The 25,896-nt window shown below is 63.6% G+C and carries 20 protein-coding genes; 15 read left to right on the forward strand and 5 right to left on the reverse strand.

Features of this window, described 5'->3' with window-relative positions; all coding sequences use genetic code 11:
- The 5 genes from phbB (at position 1) to A7Q26_RS06735 (ending at position 5,009) form a co-directional block, all read left to right on the forward strand.
- Complete coding sequence (phbB, locus tag A7Q26_RS06715) at positions 1 to 723, forward strand: acetoacetyl-CoA reductase (protein ID WP_066858449.1); 723 nt, start codon at positions 1 to 3, stop codon at positions 721 to 723.
- Positions 723 to 992 carry a ribbon-helix-helix domain-containing protein gene (locus tag A7Q26_RS06720; protein WP_066858452.1) on the forward strand — a complete coding sequence of 90 codons (270 nt, stop codon included), beginning with the start codon at positions 723 to 725 and terminating at the stop codon, positions 990 to 992. The genes phbB and A7Q26_RS06720 overlap by 1 nt, the downstream gene beginning before the upstream one ends.
- A gap of 81 nt (positions 993 to 1,073) precedes the next feature.
- Positions 1,074 to 3,359 (forward strand): TonB-dependent receptor, encoded by a 2,286-nt coding sequence (locus A7Q26_RS06725; protein WP_066858455.1) that lies wholly within the window; start codon positions 1,074 to 1,076, stop codon positions 3,357 to 3,359.
- A gap of 179 nt (positions 3,360 to 3,538) precedes the next feature.
- Entirely contained in the window at positions 3,539 to 4,309 is a 771-nt protein-coding gene (locus tag A7Q26_RS06730; protein WP_066858458.1) for an energy transducer TonB, read from the forward strand.
- 16 nt (positions 4,310 to 4,325) lie between these two features.
- Positions 4,326 to 5,009 (forward strand): Fe2+-dependent dioxygenase, encoded by a 684-nt coding sequence (locus A7Q26_RS06735; RefSeq protein WP_066858461.1) that lies wholly within the window; start codon positions 4,326 to 4,328, stop codon positions 5,007 to 5,009.
- A 37-nt stretch (positions 5,010 to 5,046) separates the two neighbouring features.
- On the opposite strand, the gene A7Q26_RS06740 is transcribed toward A7Q26_RS06735, so the two are convergent.
- A complete protein-coding gene (locus A7Q26_RS06740; protein WP_232313706.1) occupies positions 5,047 to 5,517 on the reverse strand; it encodes an SH3 domain-containing protein in 471 nt (156 codons plus the stop codon).
- Positions 5,518 to 5,647: 130 nt separating this feature from the next.
- Between A7Q26_RS06740 and A7Q26_RS06745 the strand changes: the two genes are divergently transcribed.
- The 8 genes from A7Q26_RS06745 to A7Q26_RS06780 all read left to right on the forward strand — a co-directional run bounded on the left by A7Q26_RS06745 (position 5,648) and on the right by A7Q26_RS06780 (position 17,297).
- A complete protein-coding gene (locus A7Q26_RS06745) occupies positions 5,648 to 6,646 on the forward strand; it encodes a 2-hydroxyacid dehydrogenase (protein WP_066858465.1) in 999 nt (332 codons plus the stop codon).
- Positions 6,647 to 6,722: 76 nt separating this feature from the next.
- A complete protein-coding gene (locus A7Q26_RS06750; RefSeq protein ID WP_066858674.1) occupies positions 6,723 to 6,908 on the forward strand; it encodes a DUF1328 domain-containing protein in 186 nt (61 codons plus the stop codon).
- A gap of 5 nt (positions 6,909 to 6,913) precedes the next feature.
- Positions 6,914 to 7,117, forward strand: coding sequence for a DUF5818 domain-containing protein (locus A7Q26_RS06755; RefSeq protein WP_066858468.1), 204 nt, complete (start codon positions 6,914 to 6,916; stop codon positions 7,115 to 7,117).
- 42 nt (positions 7,118 to 7,159) lie between these two features.
- Positions 7,160 to 8,914, forward strand: a complete 1,755-nt coding sequence (locus tag A7Q26_RS06760; protein ID WP_066858471.1) for a DUF885 domain-containing protein — start codon at positions 7,160 to 7,162, stop codon at positions 8,912 to 8,914.
- A 165-nt stretch (positions 8,915 to 9,079) separates the two neighbouring features.
- Positions 9,080 to 11,845, forward strand: coding sequence for a bifunctional aconitate hydratase 2/2-methylisocitrate dehydratase (locus tag A7Q26_RS06765; protein WP_066858474.1), 2,766 nt, complete (start codon positions 9,080 to 9,082; stop codon positions 11,843 to 11,845).
- A 506-nt stretch (positions 11,846 to 12,351) separates the two neighbouring features.
- A complete protein-coding gene (gene acnA, locus A7Q26_RS06770) occupies positions 12,352 to 15,021 on the forward strand; it encodes an aconitate hydratase AcnA (protein WP_066858477.1) in 2,670 nt (889 codons plus the stop codon).
- A gap of 150 nt (positions 15,022 to 15,171) precedes the next feature.
- A complete protein-coding gene (locus A7Q26_RS06775; RefSeq protein WP_066858481.1) occupies positions 15,172 to 15,873 on the forward strand; it encodes a glutamine amidotransferase in 702 nt (233 codons plus the stop codon).
- A 74-nt stretch (positions 15,874 to 15,947) separates the two neighbouring features.
- The gene (locus A7Q26_RS06780; RefSeq protein ID WP_066858484.1) at positions 15,948 to 17,297 is read left to right on the forward strand and encodes a glycoside hydrolase family 27 protein; all 1,350 of its coding nucleotides are present in this window, start codon (positions 15,948 to 15,950) and stop codon (positions 17,295 to 17,297) included.
- A gap of 34 nt (positions 17,298 to 17,331) precedes the next feature.
- On the opposite strand, the gene A7Q26_RS06785 is transcribed toward A7Q26_RS06780, so the two are convergent.
- A complete protein-coding gene (locus A7Q26_RS06785) occupies positions 17,332 to 18,984 on the reverse strand; it encodes a M28 family metallopeptidase (protein WP_066858487.1) in 1,653 nt (550 codons plus the stop codon).
- 42 nt (positions 18,985 to 19,026) lie between these two features.
- A complete protein-coding gene (locus A7Q26_RS06790; RefSeq protein ID WP_066858490.1) occupies positions 19,027 to 19,683 on the reverse strand; it encodes a glutathione S-transferase in 657 nt (218 codons plus the stop codon).
- Positions 19,684 to 19,809: 126 nt separating this feature from the next.
- On the opposite strand from A7Q26_RS06790, the gene A7Q26_RS06795 reads away from it, so the two are divergent.
- Entirely contained in the window at positions 19,810 to 21,033 is a 1,224-nt protein-coding gene (locus A7Q26_RS06795) for a polyhydroxyalkanoate depolymerase (RefSeq protein WP_066858493.1), read from the forward strand.
- 46 nt (positions 21,034 to 21,079) lie between these two features.
- On the opposite strand, the gene A7Q26_RS06800 is transcribed toward A7Q26_RS06795, so the two are convergent.
- Positions 21,080 to 22,390: a dicarboxylate/amino acid:cation symporter gene (locus A7Q26_RS06800; RefSeq protein ID WP_066858496.1), complete on the reverse strand. Its 1,311-nt coding sequence runs from the start codon at positions 22,388 to 22,390 to the stop codon at positions 21,080 to 21,082.
- Positions 22,391 to 22,635: 245 nt separating this feature from the next.
- Here A7Q26_RS06800 and A7Q26_RS06805 point away from each other — a divergent pair, with 245 nt between their 5' ends.
- Complete coding sequence (locus A7Q26_RS06805) at positions 22,636 to 24,003, forward strand: M20/M25/M40 family metallo-hydrolase (RefSeq protein WP_066858499.1); 1,368 nt, start codon at positions 22,636 to 22,638, stop codon at positions 24,001 to 24,003.
- A 109-nt stretch (positions 24,004 to 24,112) separates the two neighbouring features.
- On the opposite strand, the gene leuA is transcribed toward A7Q26_RS06805, so the two are convergent.
- On the reverse strand, positions 24,113 to 25,786 hold the full coding sequence (gene leuA, locus A7Q26_RS06810; RefSeq protein ID WP_066858502.1) for a 2-isopropylmalate synthase: 1,674 nt from the start codon (positions 25,784 to 25,786) through the stop codon (positions 24,113 to 24,115).
- Between the last annotated feature and the right edge of the window lie 110 nt (positions 25,787 to 25,896).

The following is a 25,896-nucleotide window of genomic DNA, read 5'->3' on the forward strand; positions in this document are numbered from 1 at the left end:
ATGTCGAGAGTGGCGATCGTGACGGGCGGAACGCGGGGCATCGGCGAGGCGATCAGCCTGGCGCTCAAGGATCTGGGGTATAAGGTCGCTGCCAACTATGGCGGCAATGAGGAAAAGGCCAAGGCCTTCACCGACGCGACCGGGATCGCGTCCTTCAAATGGGATGTCGGCGATCATCAGGCCTGCCTCGACGGCTGCGCACAGGTTGCCGAAGCGCTCGGCCCGGTCGACATCGTCGTCAACAATGCCGGCATCACCCGCGATGGCGTGCTCTCCAAGATGAGCTTCGACGACTGGAACGAAGTGATGCGGATCAACCTGGGCGGCTGCTTCAACATGGCGAAGGCGACCTTCGGCGGAATGCGGGAGCGCGGCTGGGGCCGGATCGTCAATATCGGCTCGATCAACGGACAGGCTGGCCAATATGGTCAGGTCAACTATGCCGCCGCCAAGTCGGGCATTCACGGCTTCACCAAGGCGCTGGCGCAGGAGGGCGCGAAATATGGCGTGACCGTCAACGCCATCGCGCCCGGCTACATCGACACCGACATGGTCGCGGCGGTGCCTGCCCCGGTACTGGAAAAGATCGTCGCCAAGATCCCGGTCGGCCGCCTCGGCCAGGCCCATGAAATCGCCCGAGGCGTCGCTTTCTTCTGTAGCGAGGATGGCGGCTTCGTGACCGGGAGCACGCTGTCGATCAACGGCGGCCAGCATATGTATTGATGCAGCAGGGCGGTCCTGTGCGATCCTCCGGGCCGCCCTTCGCTCCGCCGGTGAAGCGGAGCGTCACCATCGCCGGTCATCAGACGGCGATCAGTCTTGAACCGATTTTCTGGGATGCGCTGCGCCGCGTCGCCGCCCACGAGCAAGTGCCGGTCAACGCCCTGATCGCGCGCATCGACGTCGCGCGTTTGGCGGCTGACCCGGCGCCGAACCTGGCGAGCGCGATCCGATGCTGGCTTTTCGATCATGGGCTTCCATCACAATTATAAGAATTATTCGCATTAGCGTTGACTATAAGAACGATTCGCAATAGCAGGCGCCCCAATCAAAACAGAGGGGGAGTCCGCTCCATGAATAAGACTGCATCGACATCATTTCTGGCGCTCGGCTGCGTCGGTGCGCTGGCCTTCGCCGCAGCCGGTCATGCCCAAGAGGCCGATCGGGGGCCCAAGCTGGGCGGCATGACCGTGACCGACACCGCGATCGACGAATCCGCAGTGAAGGTGGAAAAGCCGGAATCGCCCAAATATGTGCGCCCGCTGCTGGACATGCCGCAGACCATCACGGTGATCGGCAACCAGACCATCCAGAAGCAAAATCTTCTCACCCTGCGCGACGTGCTGTCCACCATTCCGGGCATCACCTTCGGCGCGGGCGAAGGTGGCGGCGGCTATGGCGACAGCATCAATCTGCGCGGCCAGAGCGCCAATACCGACATCAGCATCGATGGCGTGCGCGACAGCGCGCAATATAGCCGTACCGACCCGTTCAATGTCGAGCAGATCGAGGTCACCAACGGGGCCAACTCCGTTTACGGCGGTTCCGGTTCGATCGGCGGCAGCATCAACATCGTCACCAAGCGACCCAAGGGCTATGATGAGACGCTGGTGCAGGCGGGCGTCGGCACGTCCGACTATTATCGTGCGACCATCGACAGCAATGTACGGGTGTCGGACTTCGTCGCGGTACGGCTCAACGCCATGTATCATGAAAATGACGTGCCGGCCCGTCAGGTGGATCGCTACGAGCGCTGGGGCGTGGCCCCCTCGGTCAAGTTCGGCGTAGACGGCCCGACTTCGCTGACACTGCTCTACACGCATCAGGAGGACAAGAATACGCCGCTCTACGGCGTGCCCTATTACAAGAATGGCGTCTATGACGGTGCGCTGCCCGGCGTGCCCTACAGCGCCTATCTGGGCTATGCGAACATGGATCGGCAGGATCAGACGATCGACCAGGCAACGGCGATCTTCGACCACAAGTTTAGCGACCTTCTGTCGATCCGCAACCTGTCGCGCTGGCAGCGGGTCGAACAAAATCTGGTCGTCAATCCGCCCCAGGGCGGTACCTACTGCCTGTCGAACGGCCGGACCCAGGCTGGCGCATCCTGCTCCACCCCCGGCATCTACCTGCCCGGCGGTCCGCGCGGCACGTTCCGCAATTCCGAGAACCAGACGCTCTACAACCAACTGGACCTGACATTTTCCATCCCCGGCGGCCATTCGCTGGTGCTGGGTACCTCGATGTTGCAGGAGGATTATCTCCTCGACAGCGGCAATGTGCAGCGCAATGCCGATGGCACGACGCCGACCATGACGCCGATCATCATCGGCGTGCCGACCGACTATGCCGGCCCGGTCAACCCGACCCGCACCGCCCATCAGGACGGCGACCTTTTCAACATCGCGGCCTATGCCTTCGCGGCGGTCAAGATCGTCGAGAAGATCGAGATCAACGGCGGCGTGCGCTGGGAGCATAATCGCGCCCGTTTCCGTGCCGACACGATTGCCACGCCCGCGGCAGGCGGCGCCTACACCACCGGGGCGCAGCAGAACGCGACCGACAATCTCTTCTCCTACCGCATCGGCCTCGTTTACAAGCCTGTGGAGAATGCCAGCCTCTACATCGCCTATGGCAACAGCAAGACCCCGACCGCGACGACCGTCCGCTCGGGCTGCGGCCTGCTGATCACAGGGACCGGCGGCGTCAACAACGCCTGTGAGGCAAAGCCCGAACAGGCCGTCAATTATGAGATTGGCGGCAAGATCGACCTGTTTGACGCGAAGCTGCAACTGACGGCGGCTCTCTTCCGTAACGAACGCACCAACTACCGCGTCGCCAGCAACGATCCGTTGATCGGCGCCCTGCCGGTCAATGACGGTCGCAATCGGGTGGATGGTGTGTCCCTCGGCGCGACGGGGAATATCAGCGATGCCTGGACGATCTTCGCCAACTACACCTATCTGGATACCAAGGTGATCCAGAGCATTTCGGACTATCAGAAGTCGCAGGGCGTGATCGACACCCAGGCGGGCAATCCGATGACCAACAACCCGAAACATTCGGGCAGCCTCTTCACCACCTACAAGCTGCCCTTTGGCTTGGAGCTGGGCTATGGTCTGACCTATCAGGGTAGCTGGTACCTGACCAACGTGACCGGCGCGACGATGTACAAGGCGGATGACTATCTCGTCCACCGGGCGATGCTGTCCTATCCGGTGACGGACAGGTTCAGCGCCCAGCTCAATGTCCAGAACTTCACCAACGAGAAATATTATACCAGCATTCGCAATAATGGCTGGGCCAATCCGGGAGAGGGGCGGTCCTGGGTGCTGACGCTGGGTTACAAGCTGTAACGACTGAAACCATCTCCCCGGCCTCGTCCCGGCCGGGGTGACGGGCGGGCGGCGATGCACTCCTTGGCCGATGGCCATCCCTCCTCGGGTCGCCGCCCGTCCGAACCTTGCCATTTTGACAAGGCGCAATTGATTCGCATTAGGCTTCGCGTTATGGGCGCGGAAAGGGAGGCGCTTCCATGCTGCAAGCCGCAAGCCAGCCGATCGACGACCAGATGGCCACGACGGAACCGGCGCTCGATCCGGTTTCCGCTCCGTCGGTATCGCTGGTGCAGCCGGCAGCGCCCCCGCCGGTGGGACGTTATCGCGCCCGGTCCCGTCCCAATCTGCCCGCCATTGCAGCCATATTGATGCTCCACGCGGTGGCGATCGGCGCGCTGGTCCAGGTGCGTAATCATGTGCAACGCGTGGAGGAAGCCAAGCTGACGGTGGTCAATCTCAGCCCGCCGCCGCCTCCGCCCCCGGCCGCGCAGGCCCCGCCACCGCCGCCCTCCACGCCGCAGGTCGTTGCGCCTCCGCCGATCGTGCAGACGCCCGCACCGCCCGTGCCCGTACAGACTACGCCTGATCCAGTTCCGGTACCGGCAGCTGTGCCGGTCGCCGTCTCCGTGCCAGGTCCGCCGGCGCCCGTCGCGCCACCGGTTGCGCCCGGCATCGTCCAGGCCGGCGACCTAGGCGCCCAGATGGTGGCGGGCAAGCCGCCCCGCTATCCGGTCGAAAGCCGGCGCAAGCGCGAGCAGGGCACGGTCGTGCTAACGCTAATCCTGGGGCTGGACGGTGCCGTCGAGAGTATCAGCGTGTCGCAGAGCAGCGGCTTTTCGCGGCTCGACAATGCTGCGCGCGACGCGGTCAAGAACTGGCGCTGGAAACCGATCCTGCGCAGCGGCCAGCCGGTGCGGGTCAAGGGCGTGGTCGAAATCCCCTTCATCCTGCGGACCGACGCCGCCTGACGGACATGCCTTTGCCATGCTGATTGCCATACCCGATCTGATCGACGCCCAGGGTGTCGCCGCCATCCGCGCCATCATCGATGCCGCCGACTGGGTGGACGGCAATGTCACGTCTGGGCACCAGTCCGCGCTCGCCAAGCGCAACCTGCAATTGCCCGAAGAATGCGACGCGGCGAAGCGGGCAGGGCAGATGATCCTCGATGCGCTGGGACGCTCTCCGCTTTTTATCGCCGCCGCGCTGCCGCTCAAAATCTTTCCGCCCCTGTTCAACAGCTATGCCGGCGGGCAGGCGTTCGGCGTTCATGTCGACAATGCGGTACGCATCCAGGCGGGCACCGGCTTTCGCGTGCGATCCGACCTGTCGATCACCGTGTTTCTGGAGGAACCGGACGCCTATGATGGCGGGGAACTGACGATCGAAACGAATTTCGGCGTGCAGCAGGTGAAGCTGCCCGCCGGCCATGCGGTTCTCTATCCCTCTTCCTCGCTGCATCGGGTCGAGCCGGTGACGCGCGGGCGGCGCGTGGCGAGCTTCTTTTGGCTTCAGTCGATGATTCGCGACGATGGCGCGCGGCAGATGCTGTTCGACCTCGACCGCAGCGTGCAGGGCGTGGCGGCTGCGATGGGGCAGGATCATGATGAGGTGATCCGCCTGACCGGCGTCTATCACAATCTGCTGCGGCGCTGGGCCGACGCCTGACCTCTCTGTGATGGGTCGCCACGGTGTTGGCGCCAGCCTATTTGTCGGTCGCGCCCCAGATATCGGCCGCCTTCACATAGCCGCGCTGGCCATGCACGTCGAAGGTGCACCAGCCAGCCGAGCAATCGGACAGCCGCCCGACCACGCCTCGCTCCGCGCGAAACAGGGCCGGCGCGCCGTCGCTGGCGGAGGCACGCAGAGGCGCCGTCTCCGCTCGCACAATCGCGGTGGGCGTGTCGCTCAGCAGCCGGACATGCATCCATCCCTGCGCGCCATCGGGGTCTTCGACCTTGCGCCACAGGCCCAGTACCTGCACCACCTTCACCGGCAAATCCCGGCGGCGATAGACCCAGTTGGACGGGTAATCCAGGCTCGGGCCCACGCGCATCCGCGCTTCGTCCTGGGACAGAGAGGCCCAGTAAGGCACCGGCTTGGCCGGGGCCGCAAGGGTCGCGCCAGCCGCGGCCAGCGCCGCCGCCGCGCCCGCACCCAAACACAAACGCTTCATCCCAAATCCATTGCCCATGTCACCCATGGCCATCCCATAACCTGTTGCGCGTCGCTGGGACAGTGTTTCGATGGCCTGGCCCGCCATATCCGCTTGACCCGCGCCGCGACGGGGAATAGCGGCCTAGTCCATGGCCAGAAAACCGCGCCCCGCCAAGCCGCGCGTCATCGTCACGCGCCGCCTGCCTCCCAATGTGGAGGCGCGCATGGCCGAACTGTTCGACGCCAGCTTCAATGTCGGCGATGTGGCGCTGAGCCGCACCGAACTGGCCCGCGCCATGGCCCAGTGCGACGTTCTGGTGCCCACCATCAGCGACCAGATCGATGCTTCGCTGATCGAGGGCGCGCCCGACCGGTTGCAACTGATCGCCAGCTTCGGCAGCGGCGTCGACCATATCGACCTCGCCGCCGCGCGCCGGAAGGGCGTTATCGTCACCAACACGCCGGGCGTCCTGACCGAGGACACTGCCGACATGACCATGGCGCTCATCCTGTCCGTCCCGCGTCGGCTGGCGGAAGGCGAGAAGCTGGTGCGTACCGGTGAATGGCGCGGCTGGAGTCCTTCGGGGATGCTCGGCCATCGGATCGGCGGCAAGAAGCTGGGGATCATCGGCATGGGCCGCATCGGTCGCGCCGTCGCCCGTCGCGCCCGCGCCTTCGGCCTGTCCATCGCCTATCACAACCGGCACCGGCTGCCCTTCGAGGTGGAGCAGGAACTGGAGGCGGTATGGCATGGCGAACTCGACATGCTGCTGGCCAGCAGTGACATCCTGTCCATTCATTGTCCGCTCAACGCCGACAGCCGGGGCATGATCGACGCGCGGCGCATCGCGCTGCTGGGCGCGGACGCCTATATCATCAACACCTCGCGCGCCGAGGTGACGGACGAGGACGCGCTCATCGTCGCTCTGGAAGAAGGCCGGATCGCCGGAGCGGGGTTCGATGTCTATACCCATGAGCCGGCGGTGAACCCGCGGTTGCTGGCGCTTTCCAACGTCACCCTCCTGCCGCACATGGGGTCGGCCACCTTCGAGGGCCGGGACGCCACCGGCGCGCGTGTCATCGCCAATATCCGCACCTGGGTCGATGGCCATCGCCCACCCAACCAGGTGCTCGAAGGCTGGGTCTGATCCGTTCGGGGGCGGGAACATGCCTCCCCCGCCGGCCGTTGGGAAGGCATTGCATTTCCATCGGAAGGATAATTCTGTGATCAAGCTCGCGATCATCTCCCTCGTCATCGCCGCCGTGCTGGCGCTGCTTGGCTTCGGCGGCGCGGCGGGAGCCTTCGTCGGCATCGCCAAGATTCTATTCTTCATCACGATTGCCATGTTCGTTCTGTTCCTCGTCCTGGGAATCCTGGCTGGCAAGGGCATCAAGGACGCGATAGACTGACCATCATGATGGAGATCGGCGCCGGAGTGGACGAGACCGGCAGGTTGTTGCGCGACGAGGCGGGCTTCCTGCTTCAACGCGATCTGGGCGGCAGCTATCGCCTCGTTCTCCTGCGCGTGCCGGTCGACCATGTGGAAAAGCGGGTTCGGGTGCGCGGCTTCTACGCTGGTGACGGCATTGTCGAGGCGGAGGGCGTGGCGGCGGCTTGACCCTCTTGCCAAACGCCCTGTTGCGAGCGATCTATTGCGCCCATGCGCAAGATTCTGTCTTTCCTGATCGCTGTCGCGTCGCCGGTGGTGACAAACGCACAAACGCCGCACGATCAACTGACCAAAGTCATCGATGACCATTGGGCCTGGTATCTGTCCACCCATCCGGTCGAGGCGACGGCGCGCGGTGTGCGCGACTATGACGACCGCATCTACGATATGTCGCTCGCCGCGCGCGACGCGCACATCAGCGCGGAGCGGGGCTTTGTCACGCGGCTGGAGGCGATACCGGCGCAAGGGCTGGACGCGACCGACCGCGTCAATCGGGACGTGCTGCTGTGGATGCTGCGCGACGACATTGACGGCGACCGGCATCCTGCTGAACGGCTGATGCTGTTCACGACCTATTATGGCTGGCATCAGGGCTTTTCGGGCATGGCTGACGGCCTGCCTTTCTACAATCGCGCCGATTATGACAGCTATCTGAAGCGCCTGGCCCTTTACCCGAAGCAGAATGGCGACGCGCTCGCCATCACGCGGCAGGCGATCAGGGGCGGCTATGTCCAGCCCTGTTCGGTGCTGCAAAATTACGCGAAAACCATCAGCGGCATCGTCGACGGCAAGCCAGAGGAGACGCGCTTCTACGAGCCGTTCAAACGGCCCCGGCCGCGCGACATCAGCGATGCCGACTGGAGCGCGATGCAGACCCGCGCCGTCACGCTGATCCGAGACGTGCTGACGCCCGAATATCGCGAATGGCACGATCTGTTCGTGAAGGACTATCTGCCCCGCTGCCGCAAGAGCGACAGCGCATCGTCGCTACCTGGCGGGGCGGCCTGGTATGCCAGCCGCGTGAGGGCGCACACGACCACTGACCTGACGCCCGACCAGATCCATGCAATCGGCCTGGACGAGGTCGCGCGCATCGGCAAGCGTATGGACGAGATCGCAAGCAGGGCCGGCTATCCCAGCCGCGCCGCCTATATCCAGCATCTGCGCACCGATCCATCCTATTATGCGAAAACACCCGAGGAACTGTTGCGCGTCGCAGCGCGCCAGGCGAAGTTGATCGACGGGCTGCTGCCCCGCTATTTCGCGACCCTTCCGCGCCTGCCCTACGGGCTGAAGCCCATTCCCGCCGCCGAGGCCGAAGGGACCACGACCGCCTATTACGGTCCCGGTGCGCCGGAGGCGGGGATTTCCGGCACCTATTGGGTCAACACGTCGAAACTGGGCCAGCGTCCCTATTGGGAATTGCCCGCGCTTACCGCGCATGAGGCCGTGCCGGGTCATCACAACCAGATCGCCCTCCAGCAGGAATTGCCGCTGCCGCCCTTCCGCAAATATCTTGCCGGCTTCACCGCCTATGTGGAGGGCTGGGCGCTCTATACCGAATATCTGGGCGAAGAGATGGGCCTCTATGACACGCCCGAAACGATGATGGGCCGCCTGTCTTACGAGATGTGGCGGGCCTGCCGGCTGGTGGTCGATACCGGTATCCACGCCAAGGGCTGGGACAAGGGCAGGGCAGTCGCCTTCATGAAGGCCAACAGCGCCCTTTCGGACGCCAACATCGATGCGGAGGTCAATCGCTACATCAGCTGGCCGGGGCAGGCGCTGGGCTACAAGCTGGGCGAGATCAGGATTCGCGAGTTGCGGAAAAGGGCTGAGGAGGCGTTAGGGACGAAGTTCGACCTGCGTCGTTTCCACGATGCAGTCCTGGCGCAGGGGGCGGTCCCGCTCACCGTTCTGGAAAGCCAGATCGACGCCTGGGTCGTCGCGGAAAGGGCGCGCTGACCGCGATCGAACCATCAATCATCGACCCCATTTTTGCTGCGCTGCGGCGACTTGCCAATTCGTGTCGGTTGGCCTACCGGGGCGCGTCAGCTCCCAGACCGGGCATAAAAGTCGGCAAGTGGCGCTGCGCGTCGAGTCCGTACCCTTTATGACGTTGGGAAGAAGATGAGCATTTACCTGGATTATCTGGCCGAGATCGACAGCCGAAAAACTCAGGGACTTGCGCCCAAGCCGATCGACGACGGCGCACTGCTCACTGAAATCATCGCCCTGGTCCAGGATTCGGGTAGCGCGCATCGCCCGGATGCATTGAAATTCTTCATCTACAACACCCTTCCGGGCACCACGAGCGCGGCGGCCGTGAAGGCGGCTTTCCTCAAGCAGATCATTCTGGGCGAAGCGATCGTTCCTGAAATCACGCCGGCGTTTGCGCTCGAACTGTTGTCGCACATGAAGGGCGGTCCGTCGATCCGCGTGCTGCTCGACCTCGCACTGGGCAATGACGCAGCGATTGCGGTTCAGGCGGGTGAAGTCCTGAAGACTCAGGTATTCCTTTACGATGCCGACATGTTCCGCCTGCGCGACGCCTATGCGTCGGGAAATCCTGTCGCCAAGGACGTGCTGGAAAGCTATGCCAAGGCCGAGTTCTTCACCAAGCTTCCCGATGTCGAAGACGAGATCAAGGTCGTGACCTTCATCGCGGGCGAAGGCGACATCTCGACCGATCTTTTGTCCCCCGGCAACCAGGCGCATTCGCGCTCCGACCGCGAACTGCACGGCCTGTGCATGATTTCGCCCGAAGCGCAGCAGCAGATCGTGGCGCTGAAAGCCCAGCATCCCGACAAGCGCGTCATGCTGATCGCTGAAAAGGGCACGATGGGTGTTGGTTCCTCGCGCATGTCGGGCGTCAACAACGTTGCGCTGTGGACCGGCAAGCAGCAGAGCCCCTATGTTCCCTTCGTCAACTACGCGCCGGTCGTCGCTGGCACCAACGGCATTTCGCCGATCTTCGCGACCACCGTGGACGTGACCGGCGGTATCGGCATCAACCTCCAGAACTGGGCCAAGATGACCGGCCCTGATGGCAAGGCTATCCTCAATAATGACGGCAATCCGGTCTTGGAGGAGAAATTCTCGGTCGCGACCGGCACGGTCCTGAAGATCGACGTCAGGAACAAGAAGCTGACGGACGAGGCCGGCAACGAACTGGTCGACGTCGCTTCCGCTTTCACCCCGCAGAAGATGGAGTTCATGAAGGCGGGCAGCAGCTATGCCATCGTCTTCGGCAAGAAGCTCCAGACCTTTGCCGCCGAAACGCTCGGCGTCGAAGCGACCCCGGTTTTCGCGCCCAACAAGGAAATCAGCGTCGATGGCGTTGGCCTGACCGCGGTCGAAAAGATCTTCAACCGCAACGCCGTGGGCGTGACGCCGGGCAAAGTGCTGCATGCCGGTTCGGACGTGCGCGTGAAGGTCAACATCGTCGGCTCGCAGGACACCACGGGCCTGATGACCGCACAGGAACTGGAAGCGATGGCGGCCACCGTCATCTCGCCGCTGGTTGACGGCGCCTATCAGTCGGGCTGCCACACGGCGTCGGTGTGGGACAAGAAGGCGCAGGCCAATATCCCCAAGCTGATGTCTTTCATGAACAATTTCGGCCTGATCACCGCGCGCGACCCCAAGGGCGTCTATCATGCGATGACGGACGTGATCCACAAGGTGCTGAACGACATCACCGTGGATGACTGGGCGATCATCATCGGCGGTGACAGCCACACCCGCATGTCTAAGGGCGTGGCCTTCGGCGCGGACTCGGGCACCGTCGCGCTGGCGCTGGCCACCGGCGAGGCGACCATGCCGATCCCGCAGTCGGTCAAGGTGACGTTCAAGGGCAAGATGCAGCCCTATATGGACTTCCGCGACGTCGTACACGCGACCCAGGCGCAGATGCTGGCCCAGTTCGGCGGAGAAAATGTGTTCCAGGGCCGCATCATCGAAGTCCATATCGGCACGCTGCTGGCCGATCAGGCCTTCACCTTCACCGACTGGACGGCCGAGATGAAGGCCAAGGCGTCGATCTGCATCTCGCAGGACGAAACGCTGATCGAGTCGCTGGAAATCGCCAAGTCGCGCATCCAGATCATGATCGACAAGGGCATGGAAAACGCCGCCGGAACTCTGCGCGGCCTGATCGCCAAGGCCGATGCGCGTATCGCCGAAATCCGTTCGGGCGAGAAGCCCGCGCTGGCCCCGGACGCCAACGCGAAATATTTTGCGGAAGTCGTGGTCGACCTCGACCTGATCGACGAGCCGATGATCGCCGACCCGGACGTGAACAACGCCGACGTGTCCAAGCGCTACACCCACGACACCATCCGGCCGGTGTCCTATTATGGTGGCACGAAGAAGGTGGATCTGGGCTTCATCGGCTCGTGCATGGTGCATAAGGGCGACATGAAGATCCTGGCGCAGATGCTCAAGAACATCGAAGCCGCGCAAGGCAAGGTCGAGTTCAAGGCGCCCCTGGTCGTTGCTCCGCCGACCTACAACATCGTCGACGAACTGAAGGCCGAAGGCGACTGGGACGTGCTGAAGAAATATGCCGGTTTCGAGTTCGACGACGTCGCGCCGAAGACCGCGGCCCGCACCGAATATGAGAATACGCTCTATCTCGAACGTCCGGGCTGTAACCTGTGCATGGGCAATCAGGAAAAGGCCGCCAAGGGCGACACCGTCCTCGCCACCTCGACCCGCCTGTTCCAGGGCCGCGTCGTGGAAGACACGGCGAATAAAAAGGGTGAATCGCTCCTCGCCTCGACCCCGCTCGTCGTGCTGTCGACCATATTGGGCCGCACGCCGAACATGGACGAGTATAAGAGCGCGGTCGCCGGTATCGACCTGACCAAGTTCGCACCGCCCCAGGCGGCCTGAGTCGACACCCTAAATCTGCCGACAGGCTGACGCGAACCATTCCCTGCCGGGGGTGGTTCGCGCAGTGAGGGCGCCATCATCGCTCCCTTTCCAATTTTCGGCCGCTCTCTTGCAGGGGGGGCACAAATGCGATGGCGTGCCGCAAGGCCCGCCCTGCATCAGTGAACGGATCGAAAAGACCATGGCCCGGTCGCGCGTGTGAGCACGATGGGGGCTGTCGGACGAAGGCTGAATTCTTGGTCCTGCGTACAATGAACCCGCGCCAGTCGTGCCGATCGGTGCGAACCATTTTCAGTAAGTGAAAATGACGGAAACAAAGGCTCTTCCGACCATTTTGTCCATTTGACTCGGCGGTGGCAATCTGTAAGCCACCGCTCATCGGGACACACCTGCTTCGACCATCGGTTGGGGCGCCTCCCTCCACCTTGTTGCCTGATGGTGGCTTCTGGTGGGAACGCGACGCTTCCTTCCGCATGGCCGGACCCATGCGAGGAGACGCACATCTTATGACCGCAATCGGACAGGACACCCTCGGCACGCGAGACATGCTCAATGTCGGCGGCAAGGATATTGCCTATTATTCGTTGAAGAAGGCCGCAGCGAAGCTTGGCGACGTTTCGCGCCTGCCCTTCTCGATGAAGGTGCTGCTGGAGAATCTGCTTCGCTTCGAGGATGGCGTCACCGTCACCACCGACGACATCCAGGCGATCGTCGACTGGCAGAATGACAAAGGCAAGGCCGAGCGCGAGATCCAGTATCGCCCCGCTCGCGTGCTGCTCCAGGACTTCACCGGCGTGCCGTGCGTGGTCGACCTCGCCGCCATGCGCGACGCGATGAATGCGCTGGGCGCCGACGCCAGCAAGATCAACCCGCAGGTGCCCGTCCACCTCGTCATCGATCATTCGGTCATGGTCGATGAATTTGGCACGCCCAAGGCGTTCGGGCAGAATGTGGAAATCGAATATCAGCGCAACATGGAGCGCTACGACTTCCTGAAATGGGGTAGCAAGAGCCTCGCCAACTTCTACGCCGTACCGCCGGGCACGGGCATCTGCCACCAGGTGAACCTGGAGAATATCGCGCAGGCCGTCTGGTCGAGCACCGGCCCGGACGGCGTCACCGTCGCCTATCCCGACACCTGCGTTGGCACCGACAGTCACACCACCATGGTCAACGGCCTGGGCGTGCTCGGCTGGGGCGTGGGTGGTATCGAGGCGGAAGCGGCGATGCTGGGTCAGCCCGTCTCCATGTTGATCCCCGAGGTCGTAGGCTTCAAGTTCACCGGAGAATTGAAGGAGGGTGTAACCGCCACCGACCTGGTCCTCACCTGCACCCAGATGCTCCGCGCTCGCGGCGTGGTCGGTCGCTTCGTCGAATATTTCGGTCCCGGCCTCGCCAGCCTGTCGCTTGCCGACCGTGCGACGCTGGCCAACATGGCGCCGGAATATGGTGCGACCTGCGGCTTTTTCGGCATCGACGACAAGACGCTGGACTATATGCGCCTGACCGGCCGCACCGACGAAAATATCGCGCTGGTCGAAGCCTATGCCAAGGAACAGGGCTTCTGGATCGATCCTTCGATCGAGCCTGTGTTCACCGACACGCTGGAACTGGACCTCGCCACCGTCGTCCCCAGCCTCGCCGGCCCCAAGCGCCCGCAGGACCGCGTCGCCCTGCCGGACGTCGATGACGTGTTCAACGCCGACATGGCCAACACCTACAAGAAGGCGCAGCAGCGCGTGCCTGTCGCGGGCGAGGATTTCGATATCGGCGACGGCGACGTCACCATCGCCGCGATCACGAGTTGCACCAACACGTCGAACCCCAGCGTCATGGTCGCGGCGGGCCTGGTCGCCAAGAAGGCGAACGAACTGGGCCTCAAACCCAAGCCCTGGGTCAAGACGTCGCTCGCGCCGGGTTCGCAGGTGGTCACCGACTATTTCAACAAGGCCGGGCTTCAGGAGCATCTGGACGCGATCGGCTTCAACCTGGTCGGCTATGGCTGCACCACCTGCATCGGCAACTCAGGCCCGCTGGCACCCGCGATCAGCGCCGCCATCAACGAGAATGGGCTGGTCGCCGCGGCCGTCATTTCGGGCAACCGCAATTTCGAAGGCCGCGTCTCGCCCGACGTGCGCGCCAACTTCCTCGCCAGCCCGCCGCTTGTGGTCGCCTATGCGCTCAAGGGAACGGTGATCGAGGATTTCATCACCACCCCGATCGGCGTCAGCGCGGCCGGCAATGACGTCTACCTCAAGGACATCTGGCCGACCAATGACGAGGTCGCCTCGACCATGGCGGGCTGCATGGACCGCGCGATGTTCCAGGCGCGCTACGCCAATGTCTACAAGGGCGACGCGCACTGGCAGGCGATCGACGTGACAGGTTCGGACACATACAAGTGGCGCGCTGGTTCCACCTATGTCGCCAACCCGCCCTATTTCGAGGGTCTTAGCATGACCCCGGCGCCGGTCACCGACATCATCGAAGCCAAACCGCTCGCCATCTTCGGCGATTCGATCACCACGGACCACATCTCGCCAGCAGGTTCGATCAAGGCGAGCAGCCCTGCGGGCAAATGGCTGAGCGAGCATCAGGTCGCCCAGGCCGATTATAACAGCTATGGCTCGCGTCGCGGTCATCACGAAGTCATGATGCGCGGCACCTTCGCCAATATCCGCATCAAGAATCTGATGCTGGACGGCGTCGAGGGCGGCATGACCCGCTATGAGGGCGAAGTCCTGCCGATCTACGACGCGGCAATGAAGCACAAGGCCGACGGCACGCCGCTGGTCGTCATCGGCGGGAAGGAATATGGCACCGGCTCGTCTCGCGACTGGGCGGCGAAGGGGACCAACCTGTTGGGCGTCCGCGCGGTCATCGTTGAGAGCTTCGAACGCATCCACCGGTCTAACCTCGTCGGCATGGGCGTGCTCCCGCTGCAGTTCAAGGACGGCGAGAACAAGGATACGCTCGGCCTGACGGGCGACGAAACCTTCACCATCCAGAATGTCGCGGGCTTCAAGCCGCGCCAGGATGTGGACGTGATCGTAAAGCGCGCCGACGGCTCGACCTTCACCTTCACCGCGCTGTGCCGGATCGATACCGTCAACGAACTGGATTACTTCCTGAACGGCGGCATCCTCCAATATGTGCTGCGCAAATTGGCCGCCTGATCGGCTGACGCGCTGGCGCAAGGCAAAAGGCTTCTGCCATAGGGGGAAGCCTTTTGCTTTACGCAAGACCGGAGATAGCGCTGATTGCCGGTCGTCAAGAAGGGCTGGGGTGGCGGCGGCACGCGCGATTGTCTAGCCTCCGAATCAGCAATGAAAAGAGCATTGATCGTCCGTCATGTGCCGCGCGAAGGCGCGGCAGGGTATCTCCAGCCGATCGAGGCGGCGGGCTACCATATCGACCGCATCGATGTCGCCAGCCCGGATTTCGCGCATGTCGACCTGTGCGATCCAGACCTGCTGATCATGATGGGCGGTCCGATGGGGGTCTATGAACAGGATCGACACCCCTGGATTCCCCTCCAGATCGAGAAGCTTTCGGCGCGCCTCGCCGCCGACCGTCCGACCTTGGGCGTATGTCTCGGCAGCCAGATGATCGCAGCGGCGCTGGGCGCGCGGGTCTATCCGGGCGGACATATGGAACTGGGCTTCGCGCCCGTCATGATGAACGGCGCCGGGACCGCATCGCCGCTCCGTCATATCGCCGACGTGCCGGTCCTCCACTGGCACAGCGACACGTTCGATCTGCCCGAAGGGGTCGAACTTCTGGCGTCGACCCGGAAATATGCCCATCAGGCATTCCGCCGTGGGACTAACCTTCTGGCCCTGCAATTCCATGCCGAAATGGGCGAAGATCCCCGTTTCGAGGATTGGTTGACGCATTTTTGGGCCGATCTCGACGTTGCGCAGCAGTGCGGCATTGCCCTGCGCGAGGATCATGATCTGCACGGTCCCGTTGCGGTGGCGGCTGGGCGCGCGATGATCGCTGAGTGGCTGGCGGGCATCCAAGCCTGATCGTCGTGGGTCGGGAACGGTCCGCCCTCTTGATCTCGCGCCATTCTTCCTATTAACTCCGACAAATGACGAGAATGACTTGGAAGGCCAGCCGCCGCGATCTGCTTGGCGTCGGCATGGCAGGGCTTGCGATCGCCGGCGTGGCGCGCGCGGGCGAAACGCAACCGGGCAAGCGCGGGCCGCTGGCGCCTCGTCCGCCGATGGGCTGGAATAGCTGGAACAGTTTTGCGACCACCATCACCGAAGCGCAGGCGCGCGAAACCGCGCATATCATGGCGGAAAAGCTGCTGCCTTTCGGCTATGACATCTTCACCGTCGACATCCAATGGTATGAACCGGAGGCATCCAGCTACACCTATAATGCCAGCCCCAGGCCCGCAATGGATGCCTATGGCCGGATGATTCCGGCGCCCAACCGGTTTCCTTCCAGCGGGGGAGGCATGGGGTTCGCACCGCTGGCCAGGGACATCCATGCGCTTGGCCTGAAATTCGGCATCCATGTCATGCGCGGCATCCCGCGCGCGGCGGTGGAGGCGAACCTGCCGATCCTGGGCACCCGCTACCGCGCGGCTGACATCGCGGACCCTACGAGCATCTGTTCCTGGAATCCGGACATGTATGGGGTCGACATGACGCGGCCGGGCGCTCAGGCTTATTATGACAGCATCTTCCGCCTCTATGCGGACTGGGGCGTCGATTTCGTCAAGATGGACGATATGAGCCGCCCCTATGACGCTCATGCGCCGGAGGTCGAGGCGGCGCACAATGCCATCGTCGCCACCGGCCGCCCCATCATCCTCAGCCTCTCGCCCGGCGAGACGCCGGTGATCCGGGGCGACCATGTCCGTCGCTTCGCACAGATGTGGCGCATCTCGGACGATTTCTGGGACGATTGGGCGATGCTGGAGGCGCAGTTCACGCGGCTAGAAAACTGGACGCCGTACCGTGCTCCGGGGAGTTGGCCAGACGCCGACATGCTGCCCCTGGGCCGCCTGGCGCTGGGCGAGCGCGACACGCGCTTCACCCCGGACGAGCAGCGAACCTTGATGACGCTCTGGGCGATCGCGCGCTCTCCGCTCATCATGGGCGGCGACCTGCGCCATTTGGATGCGGCGACCCTGGCGTTGCTGACCAATCGGGAGGTGCTGGCCGTCAATCAGGCGAGCAACGGCAATTGCCCGCATTTCGTCGAGGACGGCGTCCGGGTATGGTCGGCGATCGCGGACGGCGGCAGCGACCGCTATCTCGCCCTGTTCAATCCCGGCGACAAGCGGCGCGACGTGGGGATCAGGCTGCGCGACCTCGGACTGTCCGGGCCGGTCGCCGTGCGCGACCTGTGGGAAGGCAAGGCGCTTGGCCGCCAGGCAGAGCGGGTGAGCGCCACCCTGCCGCCGCATGGCAGCGCGCTGTATCGGCTCGGCTAAACCATCCCCTCAGTCGAAACGAACGGAGGCCGGATCAGTTACGCGCCGCCGCGCTCTTGTCGCGGATCGCCTTGAACTCGGAGCCGGCCTTCCAATCGGGCCAGCGCGTCGATCCGGCCAGATCGCGGCCAATGGCAAGCATCAGGTCCACGTCCTGCGCGGCGCCGTCCAGTTTCCACGTCTCGTCCACCGCGTCGCAGGCCTGGTGGTAGCATTTGCCCGTATAGGCATCGACCCACGCCTGTCCGGCCGCGCGACCGCCTTCGACCAGATCGGAAGCGCCGGCGATGCCCATCAGCAGCAGCACCGGCACGCCACGCTTGGCCATGGAGAAATGGTCGGCGCGATAGAACAGGCCGCGTTCGGGCAGGCTTTCCTGCGTCACGACGCGGCCTTGCTGCGCAGCAAAGCGTGCGAGATCATCCTCCAGCCCATTCTGTCCCTTGCCGACCAGGATCACGTCCTTCGCCTTGCCTGCGGTCTGGAGGATGTCGATCGTCAGGTTGGCGACGGTCCGGTCCAGCGGCCAGACCGGATTGAAGGCATAATATTCTGAACCGAGCAGGCCGCGCTCTTCCGCCGTCCAGGCCGCGAACAGGATCGACCGGTCGGGCGCGGGTCCGACCTTGAACGCGCGCGCGATCTCGAACATCGCCGCTATGCCGAGCGCGTCGTCATTGGCGCCGGCGCGGTAGATGCGCCCCTGCGCGTCGGGCGCGCCCTTGCCATAGGCATCCCAATGCGCGCCATACATCACCGTTTCGTCCGGCCGACTGGCGCCGGGAATGCGGGCGAGGACGTTGGCGCTCTTCACCACCTCCTGGCTGACAGGGAAGGCGGCGGAGAAGGCCGCACCCTTCAGTTCCACCGGCCTGAAGGTCCGGCTTCTCGCCTGCCGGCGCAGCGCCGCCAGATCCAGCCCCGCGCCGGCGAACATCGCCCTTGCGGTCTCGCCCTCGATCCAGCCCTGGACCTGGAGGCTGGTCAGCTTGTCCGCAGCGCGCACAAGGTCGTAATTTTCGCCGCCGGGGCTGACGACCACGTTCCACCCATAGCCTGCGCCTGGAGTGTCATGCACGATCAGTGCGCCGACCGCGCCGCGCCGTGCCGCTTCCTCGAACTTGTAGGTCCAGCGGCCATAATAGGTCATGGTCCGCCCGCCGAACTTGCCGACGGCATCTTCCCCCTCGGTGGCCTCGAAGTCGGGATCGTTGATCAGGAAGACTGCAACCTTGCCCTTCAGGTCGACGCCCTTGAAATCGTCCCAGCCCCGTTCGGGTGCGGACACGCCATGACCGACGAAAACCAGCGGCGCTTTTTCCAGTGCGACATGGTCCCTGGGCTGGAGGGTGGACAGATAGACCTGGCTGCCGAAGATCCATGGCGTCGTCGCGCTTCCCTGAGTCAGGCCCAGCGTTTCGGCCTTCCCGAGCCGGGTATGAAGCAGTGGTACGGTCTGGACCCACTGGCCGTCAGGGCCGCCCGGTTCCAGTCCCAGCGCCTCGAAGCGCGCCACCAGATAGCCGATCGTCCGCTCTTCCCCGATGGTGCCCGGCGCGCGTCCCTCGAACAGGTCGGAGGCCAGCGTGCGGACGGACTGTTCGAGCCGCTGTGGCTCGATGGTCTCGGCTTGGACAGGCAGGGCGGCGGTCAGGCCAAGGGCCAGGGCAAGGGTGCGTATCGTCATGGCGATGCCTTAGCCCCGCCATGACGGAGGGGGAAGGGGGCGTCAGAACTCGATTTCCAGCTCCGCCATCTCTTCCGGCTCGGCCCGCGCCGCCTCGATCCATTCCCGCATCAGCGCCCAGCTGTTGATGGTCTGGCAATATGCGGCGCCTTTCTGTGTGACGGGCACGGCATAGGTCAGGAAGCGTTGCGCGACCGGTGCGAACATGGCGTCGGCCACCGTCGGCGCGTCACCGAACAGCCAGGGGCCGCCATAATCGTCCAGACATTCCGTCCAGATCGTCTCGATCCGTTCGATGTCGGGTTTGGCGCCTGAAAAGATCGGAAACCGCGCATGGCGGACCTTGAGGTTCATGGGCAGGGCGGAGCGCAGATTGGCGAAACCCGAATGAATCTCCCCTGATACCGAACGGCAGTGCGCGCGCGCGATCCGATCGACAGGATACATGCCCGCATCGGGGTATAATTCGTGCAGATATTCGGCGATCGCCAACGTGTCCCACACGCTCGCGCCCTCGTGGGTGAGGCGGGGAACCAGCACGGAGGGAGAGAGCAGCAGCAATTCCGCGCGGTTTTCCGGATCGTCGAGCGCGATCAGCTTTTCCACGACCTGCAACCCGGCCAGACGGCAAAGCAGCCATCCGCGCAAAGACCAGGAGGAATAATTTTTGCTAGAAAGTGTGAGTTCCGCAATTGCCATGGCTTTCCCTCCCGCTTTCGGCCAACCTCCCATTAATGATGATGCGGTGCAACACAAAAAGCCTGTATAGCGTTTCAGCAAAAGACCGATTCGGTTGACGGAATAATATAAGGCACGGTTGCTATCATGCGGATGCTCTACAGCGGTTATCAGGCCTGGAACGACATGCTGGCCCCAGCGCGCCTTGGTGCGCAGTACGCGCTTGCCATGCGCGACCGGATGGGGCCGATGGCCGATTGGGCGATGCCGCGCCGTATGTTCGCCCTGATGGACGTGTTTCAGGGCGCGAAACTGACGCACAAGCGCCCTGCTTACGACATCCATACCGTCACGAGCGGCAATGCAGAGGTGTCCGTGCGTGAGGAGATCGCGCTGGACCTGCCCTTCGGAAATCTGTTGCACTTTGCAAAGGATGAGGTGGAGGCTGAACAGCCGCGCGTGCTGGTCGTCGCCCCTATGTCGGGCCATTTTTCCACCTTGTTGCGCAGCACGGTTGCAACATTGCTGCGCGACCATGACGTCTACATCACCGACTGGAAAAATGCGCGCGATGTGCCGATGGAGGCAGGGCGCTTCGGCTTCGACGAATATGTCGATTATGTGATCCGCTTCCTTCAGGAACTGGGCGAGGGCGCGCATCTGGTATCGGTGTGCCAGCCCTGCGTACCCGCGCTGGCGGCGGTCGCGCTGATGTCGGAGGACAAGGACAGGGCGACACCGCGGTCGATGACGCTGATGGGCGGGCCGATCGATCCCAATGCGGCGCCGACGGTGGTCAACGACCTTGCCAATGAAAAGCCGATCAAGTGGTTCGAGGACAATCTGATTTCCGTCGTTCCCTTCCGCTATGCGGGCCGCGGGCGCGAAGTCTATCCCGGTTTCCTGCAACTTTCGGCCTTCATGTCGATGAACATGGAACGGCATGGGTCGACGCATCGCGAACTTTATCAGTTGCTCGCCGACGGTAAGCGGGTCGAGGCGCAGAAGATAAAGGATTTCTACGAGGAATATTTCGCCGTCCTCGACATGACCAAGGAATTCTACCTCGAAACCGTCGACATGGTGTTCCAGCGCGCGTTGCTCGCCAAGGGCGAACTGACAGTCCGTGGGCGCACCGTGAATCCTGGCATGATCCGCAAGACCGCGCTGCTCACCGTCGAGGGTGAAAGGGACGATGTCTGCGCTGTGGGCCAGACATCGGCGGCCCACGGCCTTTGCACCGGCCTGCGCCCGCATCTCAAGCGCCATCATCTCCAGCCGGGCGTCGGCCATTATGGCGTCTTTTCGGGCAGCAAGTGGGAAAAGCAGGTCTATCCGCAAGTGCGGAACATGATCCTCGCCATGAACTGACCGTCCTGTCGGGGGCGCCCGTTCCGGCGGGCAACCCGTCGATGGCTCAGGCGATCGCCTGCACTGCCTCCGCCTCGCGCTGATAGGCGCTCTCGTCCAATATCCCTTCACGCTTTGCCACGATCGTTGCGACCAGCACCTGGCCCGCGACGTTCACCGCCGTGCGGCCCATGTCGATGATCGGGTCGATGGCCAGCAGCAGGCCCGCGCCTTCCAGCGGCAGGCCAAGGGTGGACAGGGTCAGCGTCAGCATCACGATCGCGCCCGTCAACCCGGCCGTCGCCGCCGATCCGATCACTGATACGAAGATGATCAGGACGTAATCGATGAAATGGAGCGGGATGCCGTAGAAGCCTGCGACGAAGATCGCCGCCAGCGCAGGGTAGATCGACGCGCAGCCGTCCATCTTGGTCGTCGCCGCCAACGGAATGGCGAAGGCGGCATAGCCTTTGTCGACGCCCATCCTCTCGGTCACGGCTTCGGTGACGGGCAGGGTGCCGACGGAGGAACGCGAAACGAAGCCGAGCTGGATCGCGGGCCAGGCCGTCGCGAAGAAAGGGCCGGGCTTGAGCCCGTTCAGTATCAGCAGCGCCGGATAGACCACCAGCAGGACCAGCGCGAGGCCCAGATAGACGGCGGCGGTGAAGCTGCCGAGTTGTGCCAAAGCGCTCCAGCCATAGGTCGCGATGGCCGTGCCGATCAGCGCGGCCGAACCGACCGGCGTCAGACGGATGATCCAGTTCAGGATCGTGCGCACGATGGCGAGCAACGATCGGACGAAGGCGAGGAAGGGGTCTGCCTTCTCGCCGACCTTCAGCGTGGCAAGGCCGACCGCGATCGAGATGACCAGAAGTTGCAGGATGTTGAAGGAGAGGCTGGTGGTGATCGAACCATCCTCCGCAGCCTTGCTGCTGCCCGACAGCGCCAGGCTGTTGCCGGGTATCAGGCCTTTGAGGAAATCGAGCCAGCCGCCGACCGATTCCGCCTGCTTCATCGCCAGCTGGGTACCGCGCAATCCTGCGCCGGGTTCCACCACCAGGCCGATCGCAAGGCCGATGGTGACGGCGATCAGCGCCGTGATGGCGAACCAGAGCAGGGTCTGGCCGGCGAGCCGTGCGGCATTGTCGAGCGCGCGCAGATTGGCGATCGATGCGACGATGGCTGCGAATATCAATGGCGGAACGATCGCCTTCAGCAGCGAGACGAAGATGGAGCCGACCGTCTTCAGCGTCGTCGCCAGCCAGTTGAGGCTGCCATCCGGCCCGGCGCCGATCTGGCGGGCGACAAGGCCGAGGATGAGCCCGACGGCCATGCCGGCAAGCACCTGAAATCCGAAACTGCGATAGTTGAGGGCCATGGCTCATCTTCCTTTGGGCGACCGGCGGCTATATCGGATGCGATAGGTCCGATTGCGCGCAAGCAATTCTTTCAAGGGATTCAATACGGATAAGGCGGCCCTCTTTCCGTATGTCGATCGGAGCGATGTCAGGCCGGATGAAGCATCCGGCGCCTCCGACATCACCCCAACAGGGCCAAACGCATTGGCCGCGTCTATCCGCTATGTCACAGAGGCAGCATCGGTCCATCGGGGAGTGCAAATATATGGATATGAGGCGCGCATTTTTTGGGCTGGCGGTGCTGGCGGCGCCGCAAGGCGCGCAGGCGGCGGCCGATGCGGGAGCCGCCAAGGAGGTGCTGATGCGCTCGATCGCCTTCAAGACCGTGCAGGGCGAAGGACAGGTGCCCAGGCTCGCAGCCTATTATACCTCGGTGCTGAAGGGGGCTGGCTTCGCCGATGCCGATATCGTCATCACGCCGATGGGCGAGACGGCGACGCTGGCCGCGACGATCAGGGGCAGCGACCCGAAGCTCAGGCCCATGGCCCTGATCGGTCATATGGATGTTGTGGCCGCCAATCGTGCCGACTGGACGCGCGATCCCTTCGTGCCGATCGAGGAGAATGGCTATATTTACGGGCGCGGGTCGGAGGACAATAAATATGACGTCGCGATGATGGTCGCGACGATTGCCCAGTTGAAGAAGGAGGGATGGCGGCCGCGCCGTTCCGTCATCCTGCTGCTGTCGGGCGACGAGGAAACCGACATGGTCACGACCAGGGCGCTGGCGATGCGATACAGGGATGTCGACCTGCTGCTCAACGGCGACGGCGGCGGCGGATTGCTGAATGAGGAAGGCAAGCCGGTCCTCTATCAGTTGCAGGCGGGGGAGAAATCCTATGCCGATTTCGAATTTTCCTTCGCCGATGCGGGCGGCCATTCGAGCGCCCCGACATCTGGCAATCCCATCTATCGGATGGCCAGGGCGATCGACCGGATTGCGGCCTATCGGTTTGCGCCGATGCGCAACGAACTGACGAAGGCATCACTGGCGCTGTCGGCGGGCCGAATGGGCGGCGAGGTTGGCGAGGCTATGCAGCGCTATGCGCAGACCGGCGACCCGGCTTCGGCGGACCTGCTCTCGGCCCGGCCGGAATTTATCGGTCAGGTCCGCACCACCTGCGTCGCGACCATGGCGCAGGCAGGCCATGCGCTCAATGCTCTGCCGCAAAGCGCCAAAGTCAGCGTCAACTGCCGGATCTTCCCCGGCGTGACCATTGAGGAGGTCAGGGCGCAACTGGTGAAGCTGGTGGATGACGACAGCGCGACGGTCAAGACACTGGGCGATCCGCTGGCCAGCGCCGCCTCGCCGCTGCGCGCCGACGTCATGAAGGCGGTCAGGGATGCGGTAACGGCGCGGGCACCTGGTGTCACTGTCATGCCGGGCATGTCGGCCGGAGCGACCGACAGCCTCCACTTCCGGGCGCTGGGCGTTCCCAGCTATGGTGTCTCCAGCCTGTTCATGAAGGCCGAGGACGGCTTCGCCCATGGCCTGAACGAGCGCGTGCCCGTGGCTGGCATCCGGGAATCACTGGAGCAATGGGACCGGGTGATCCGGGCTTTGGCAAAGTAGAACAGCGTCCGTTCGTTTCGAGCGAAGTCGAGAAGCGAGGCGTGCCCGGCTCAGCGAAGCCGAACATCGTGCAAAGCCTCTCGACAGGCTCGAAGCGAACGGAGTCTGCTTACCCCCGCACCGCAATCCCGTTCGCGGCCGACAGCACGGCCTTGACCGAAGCGGTCGCGACGTCGCTGTCGGTGCCGATGCCGAAGACGGTGCGGCCGTCAGGCGTGCGGCATTCGACATAGGCGGCGGCGTTCACGTCGCTGCCTGCGCCGATGGCGTGCTCATTATAATCGGCGATTTCCAGTTCCACGCCCAGTTCGTCGCGCAGCGCCGCCAGCACCGAAGAGATGAGGCCGTTGCCGCGCCCGGAAATCGAACGTTCGCCGCCCTTGTGAATGATCTTGCCGGTGAAGATGCGGTCGCCCGCCGCGCCGCCCTCGTGATAGTCGATCAGCGCATAGGGCTGGTCGTCGGTCTGGTGATAATGCTCGTCGAAGGCGGCGGAAATATCGGCGGCGTTCAGTTCGCGGCTGGACCCGTCGGCCAGCGCCTGTACCACCTTCGAGAAGTCGGCCTGCATCCGCTTGGGCAGCTTATAGCCCTTGTCCTGTTGCAGCACCCAGGCGACGCCGCCCTTGCCCGACTGCGAATTGACGCGGATCACCGCTTCATAGTCGCGGCCCAGATCCTTGGGATCAATCGGCAGATAGGGGACGTTCCAGATCAGGTCGTTGCGCGCTTCCTGTGCGGCAAAGCCCTTCTTGATCGCGTCCTGATGGCTGCCGGAGAAGGCGGTGAACACCAGTTCGCCGGCATAGGGATGGCGCGGATGGACCGGCAGCTGGTTGCAATATTCGACCGTCTGGATGACTTCGTCGATATCGCTGAAGTCCAGGCCGGGATTGATCCCCTGCGTGTACATGTTCAGCGCGACCGTCACCAGATCGCAATTGCCGGTGCGCTCGCCATTGCCGAACAGGCAGCCTTCGACGCGGTCGGCGCCGGCCATGATGCCCAGTTCGGCGGCGGCGACGCCGGTGCCGCGGTCATTATGGGTGTGCAGCGAAATCACCACGCTGTCGCGCTTGCTGATATTGCGGCAGATCCATTCGATCTGATCGGCATAGATATTGGGCGTCGCGCACTCGACCGTGGCGGGCAGGTTCAGGATCAGCGGCCGTTCCGGCGTCGGCTGCAAAATCTCCATAACCGCTTCGCAGCACTCCAGGCTGAAATCCAATTCGGCGGTAGAGAAGGTTTCCGGCGAATATTCGAAATGCCAGTCGGTATCGGGCAGGCGCGCCGCATTGTCGCGCAGCAGCTTGGCGGCGGTGACGGCGATCTCGCGGATCTGCGGCCGGTCCATCTGGAACACGATGTCGCGCCAGGCGGGCGACACGGCGTTGTAGACGTGGACGATCGCCTGTTTCGCGCCGCGCAGCGAATCGAATGTGGTGGCGATCAGGTCGGCGCGCGCCTGGGTCAGCACCTGCGGCATCACATCGTCGGGGATCGCGCCGCTCTGCACCAGCCCGCTGATGAAGTCGAAATCGGTCGCGCCCGAGGCGGGGAAGCCGATCTCGATCTCCTTGACGCCGACCTTGAGCAGCAGGTCGAAGAAGCGGCGCTTCTTTTCCGCGTTCATCGGGTCGATCAGCGACTGGTTGCCGTCGCGCAGATCGGTCGACAGCCAGCGCGGCGGCGCGGTGATGACCTTGGACGGCCATTGGCGATCGGGCAGGTCGACCTGCGGGAAGGCGCGATATTTCAGGGTGGGATCGGTCAGCATCATGGGATCAAACTACTTCTCAGCGGTCGGGGCGCATGTTCGCCCCTACGGATACGACTTGACTGTGATGGATGCCCTTAGGCGGATCAACGCTGCCCTTAGCCGGAAGGCAG

Source organism: Sphingobium sp. TCM1 (genome assembly GCF_001650725.1).
Taxonomy (GTDB): Bacteria; Pseudomonadota; Alphaproteobacteria; order Sphingomonadales; family Sphingomonadaceae; genus Sphingobium.

Bases quoted from the DNA above. Each gene is read 5' to 3' on its own strand.
- phbB (WP_066858449.1), top strand. From the start codon at position 1: ATGTCGAGAGTGGCGATCGTGACGGGCGGAACGCGGGGCATCGGCGAG.
- A7Q26_RS06720 (WP_066858452.1), top strand. From the start codon at position 723: ATGCAGCAGGGCGGTCCTGTGCGATCCTCCGGGCCGCCCTTCGCTCCG.
- A7Q26_RS06725 (WP_066858455.1), top strand. From the start codon at position 1,074: ATGAATAAGACTGCATCGACATCATTTCTGGCGCTCGGCTGCGTCGGT.
- A7Q26_RS06730 (WP_066858458.1), top strand. From the start codon at position 3,539: ATGCTGCAAGCCGCAAGCCAGCCGATCGACGACCAGATGGCCACGACG.
- A7Q26_RS06735 (WP_066858461.1), top strand. From the start codon at position 4,326: ATGCTGATTGCCATACCCGATCTGATCGACGCCCAGGGTGTCGCCGCC.
- A7Q26_RS06740 (WP_232313706.1), bottom strand. From the start codon at position 5,517: ATGAAGCGTTTGTGTTTGGGTGCGGGCGCGGCGGCGGCGCTGGCCGCG.
- A7Q26_RS06745 (WP_066858465.1), top strand. From the start codon at position 5,648: ATGGCCAGAAAACCGCGCCCCGCCAAGCCGCGCGTCATCGTCACGCGC.
- A7Q26_RS06755 (WP_066858468.1), top strand. From the start codon at position 6,914: ATGATGGAGATCGGCGCCGGAGTGGACGAGACCGGCAGGTTGTTGCGC.
- A7Q26_RS06760 (WP_066858471.1), top strand. From the start codon at position 7,160: ATGCGCAAGATTCTGTCTTTCCTGATCGCTGTCGCGTCGCCGGTGGTG.
- A7Q26_RS06765 (WP_066858474.1), top strand. From the start codon at position 9,080: ATGAGCATTTACCTGGATTATCTGGCCGAGATCGACAGCCGAAAAACT.
- acnA (WP_066858477.1), top strand. From the start codon at position 12,352: ATGACCGCAATCGGACAGGACACCCTCGGCACGCGAGACATGCTCAAT.
- A7Q26_RS06775 (WP_066858481.1), top strand. From the start codon at position 15,172: ATGAAAAGAGCATTGATCGTCCGTCATGTGCCGCGCGAAGGCGCGGCA.
- A7Q26_RS06780 (WP_066858484.1), top strand. From the start codon at position 15,948: ATGACTTGGAAGGCCAGCCGCCGCGATCTGCTTGGCGTCGGCATGGCA.
- A7Q26_RS06785 (WP_066858487.1), bottom strand. From the start codon at position 18,984: ATGACGATACGCACCCTTGCCCTGGCCCTTGGCCTGACCGCCGCCCTG.
- A7Q26_RS06790 (WP_066858490.1), bottom strand. From the start codon at position 19,683: ATGGCAATTGCGGAACTCACACTTTCTAGCAAAAATTATTCCTCCTGG.
- A7Q26_RS06795 (WP_066858493.1), top strand. From the start codon at position 19,810: ATGCGGATGCTCTACAGCGGTTATCAGGCCTGGAACGACATGCTGGCC.
- A7Q26_RS06800 (WP_066858496.1), bottom strand. From the start codon at position 22,390: ATGGCCCTCAACTATCGCAGTTTCGGATTTCAGGTGCTTGCCGGCATG.
- A7Q26_RS06805 (WP_066858499.1), top strand. From the start codon at position 22,636: ATGGATATGAGGCGCGCATTTTTTGGGCTGGCGGTGCTGGCGGCGCCG.
- leuA (WP_066858502.1), bottom strand. From the start codon at position 25,786: ATGATGCTGACCGATCCCACCCTGAAATATCGCGCCTTCCCGCAGGTC.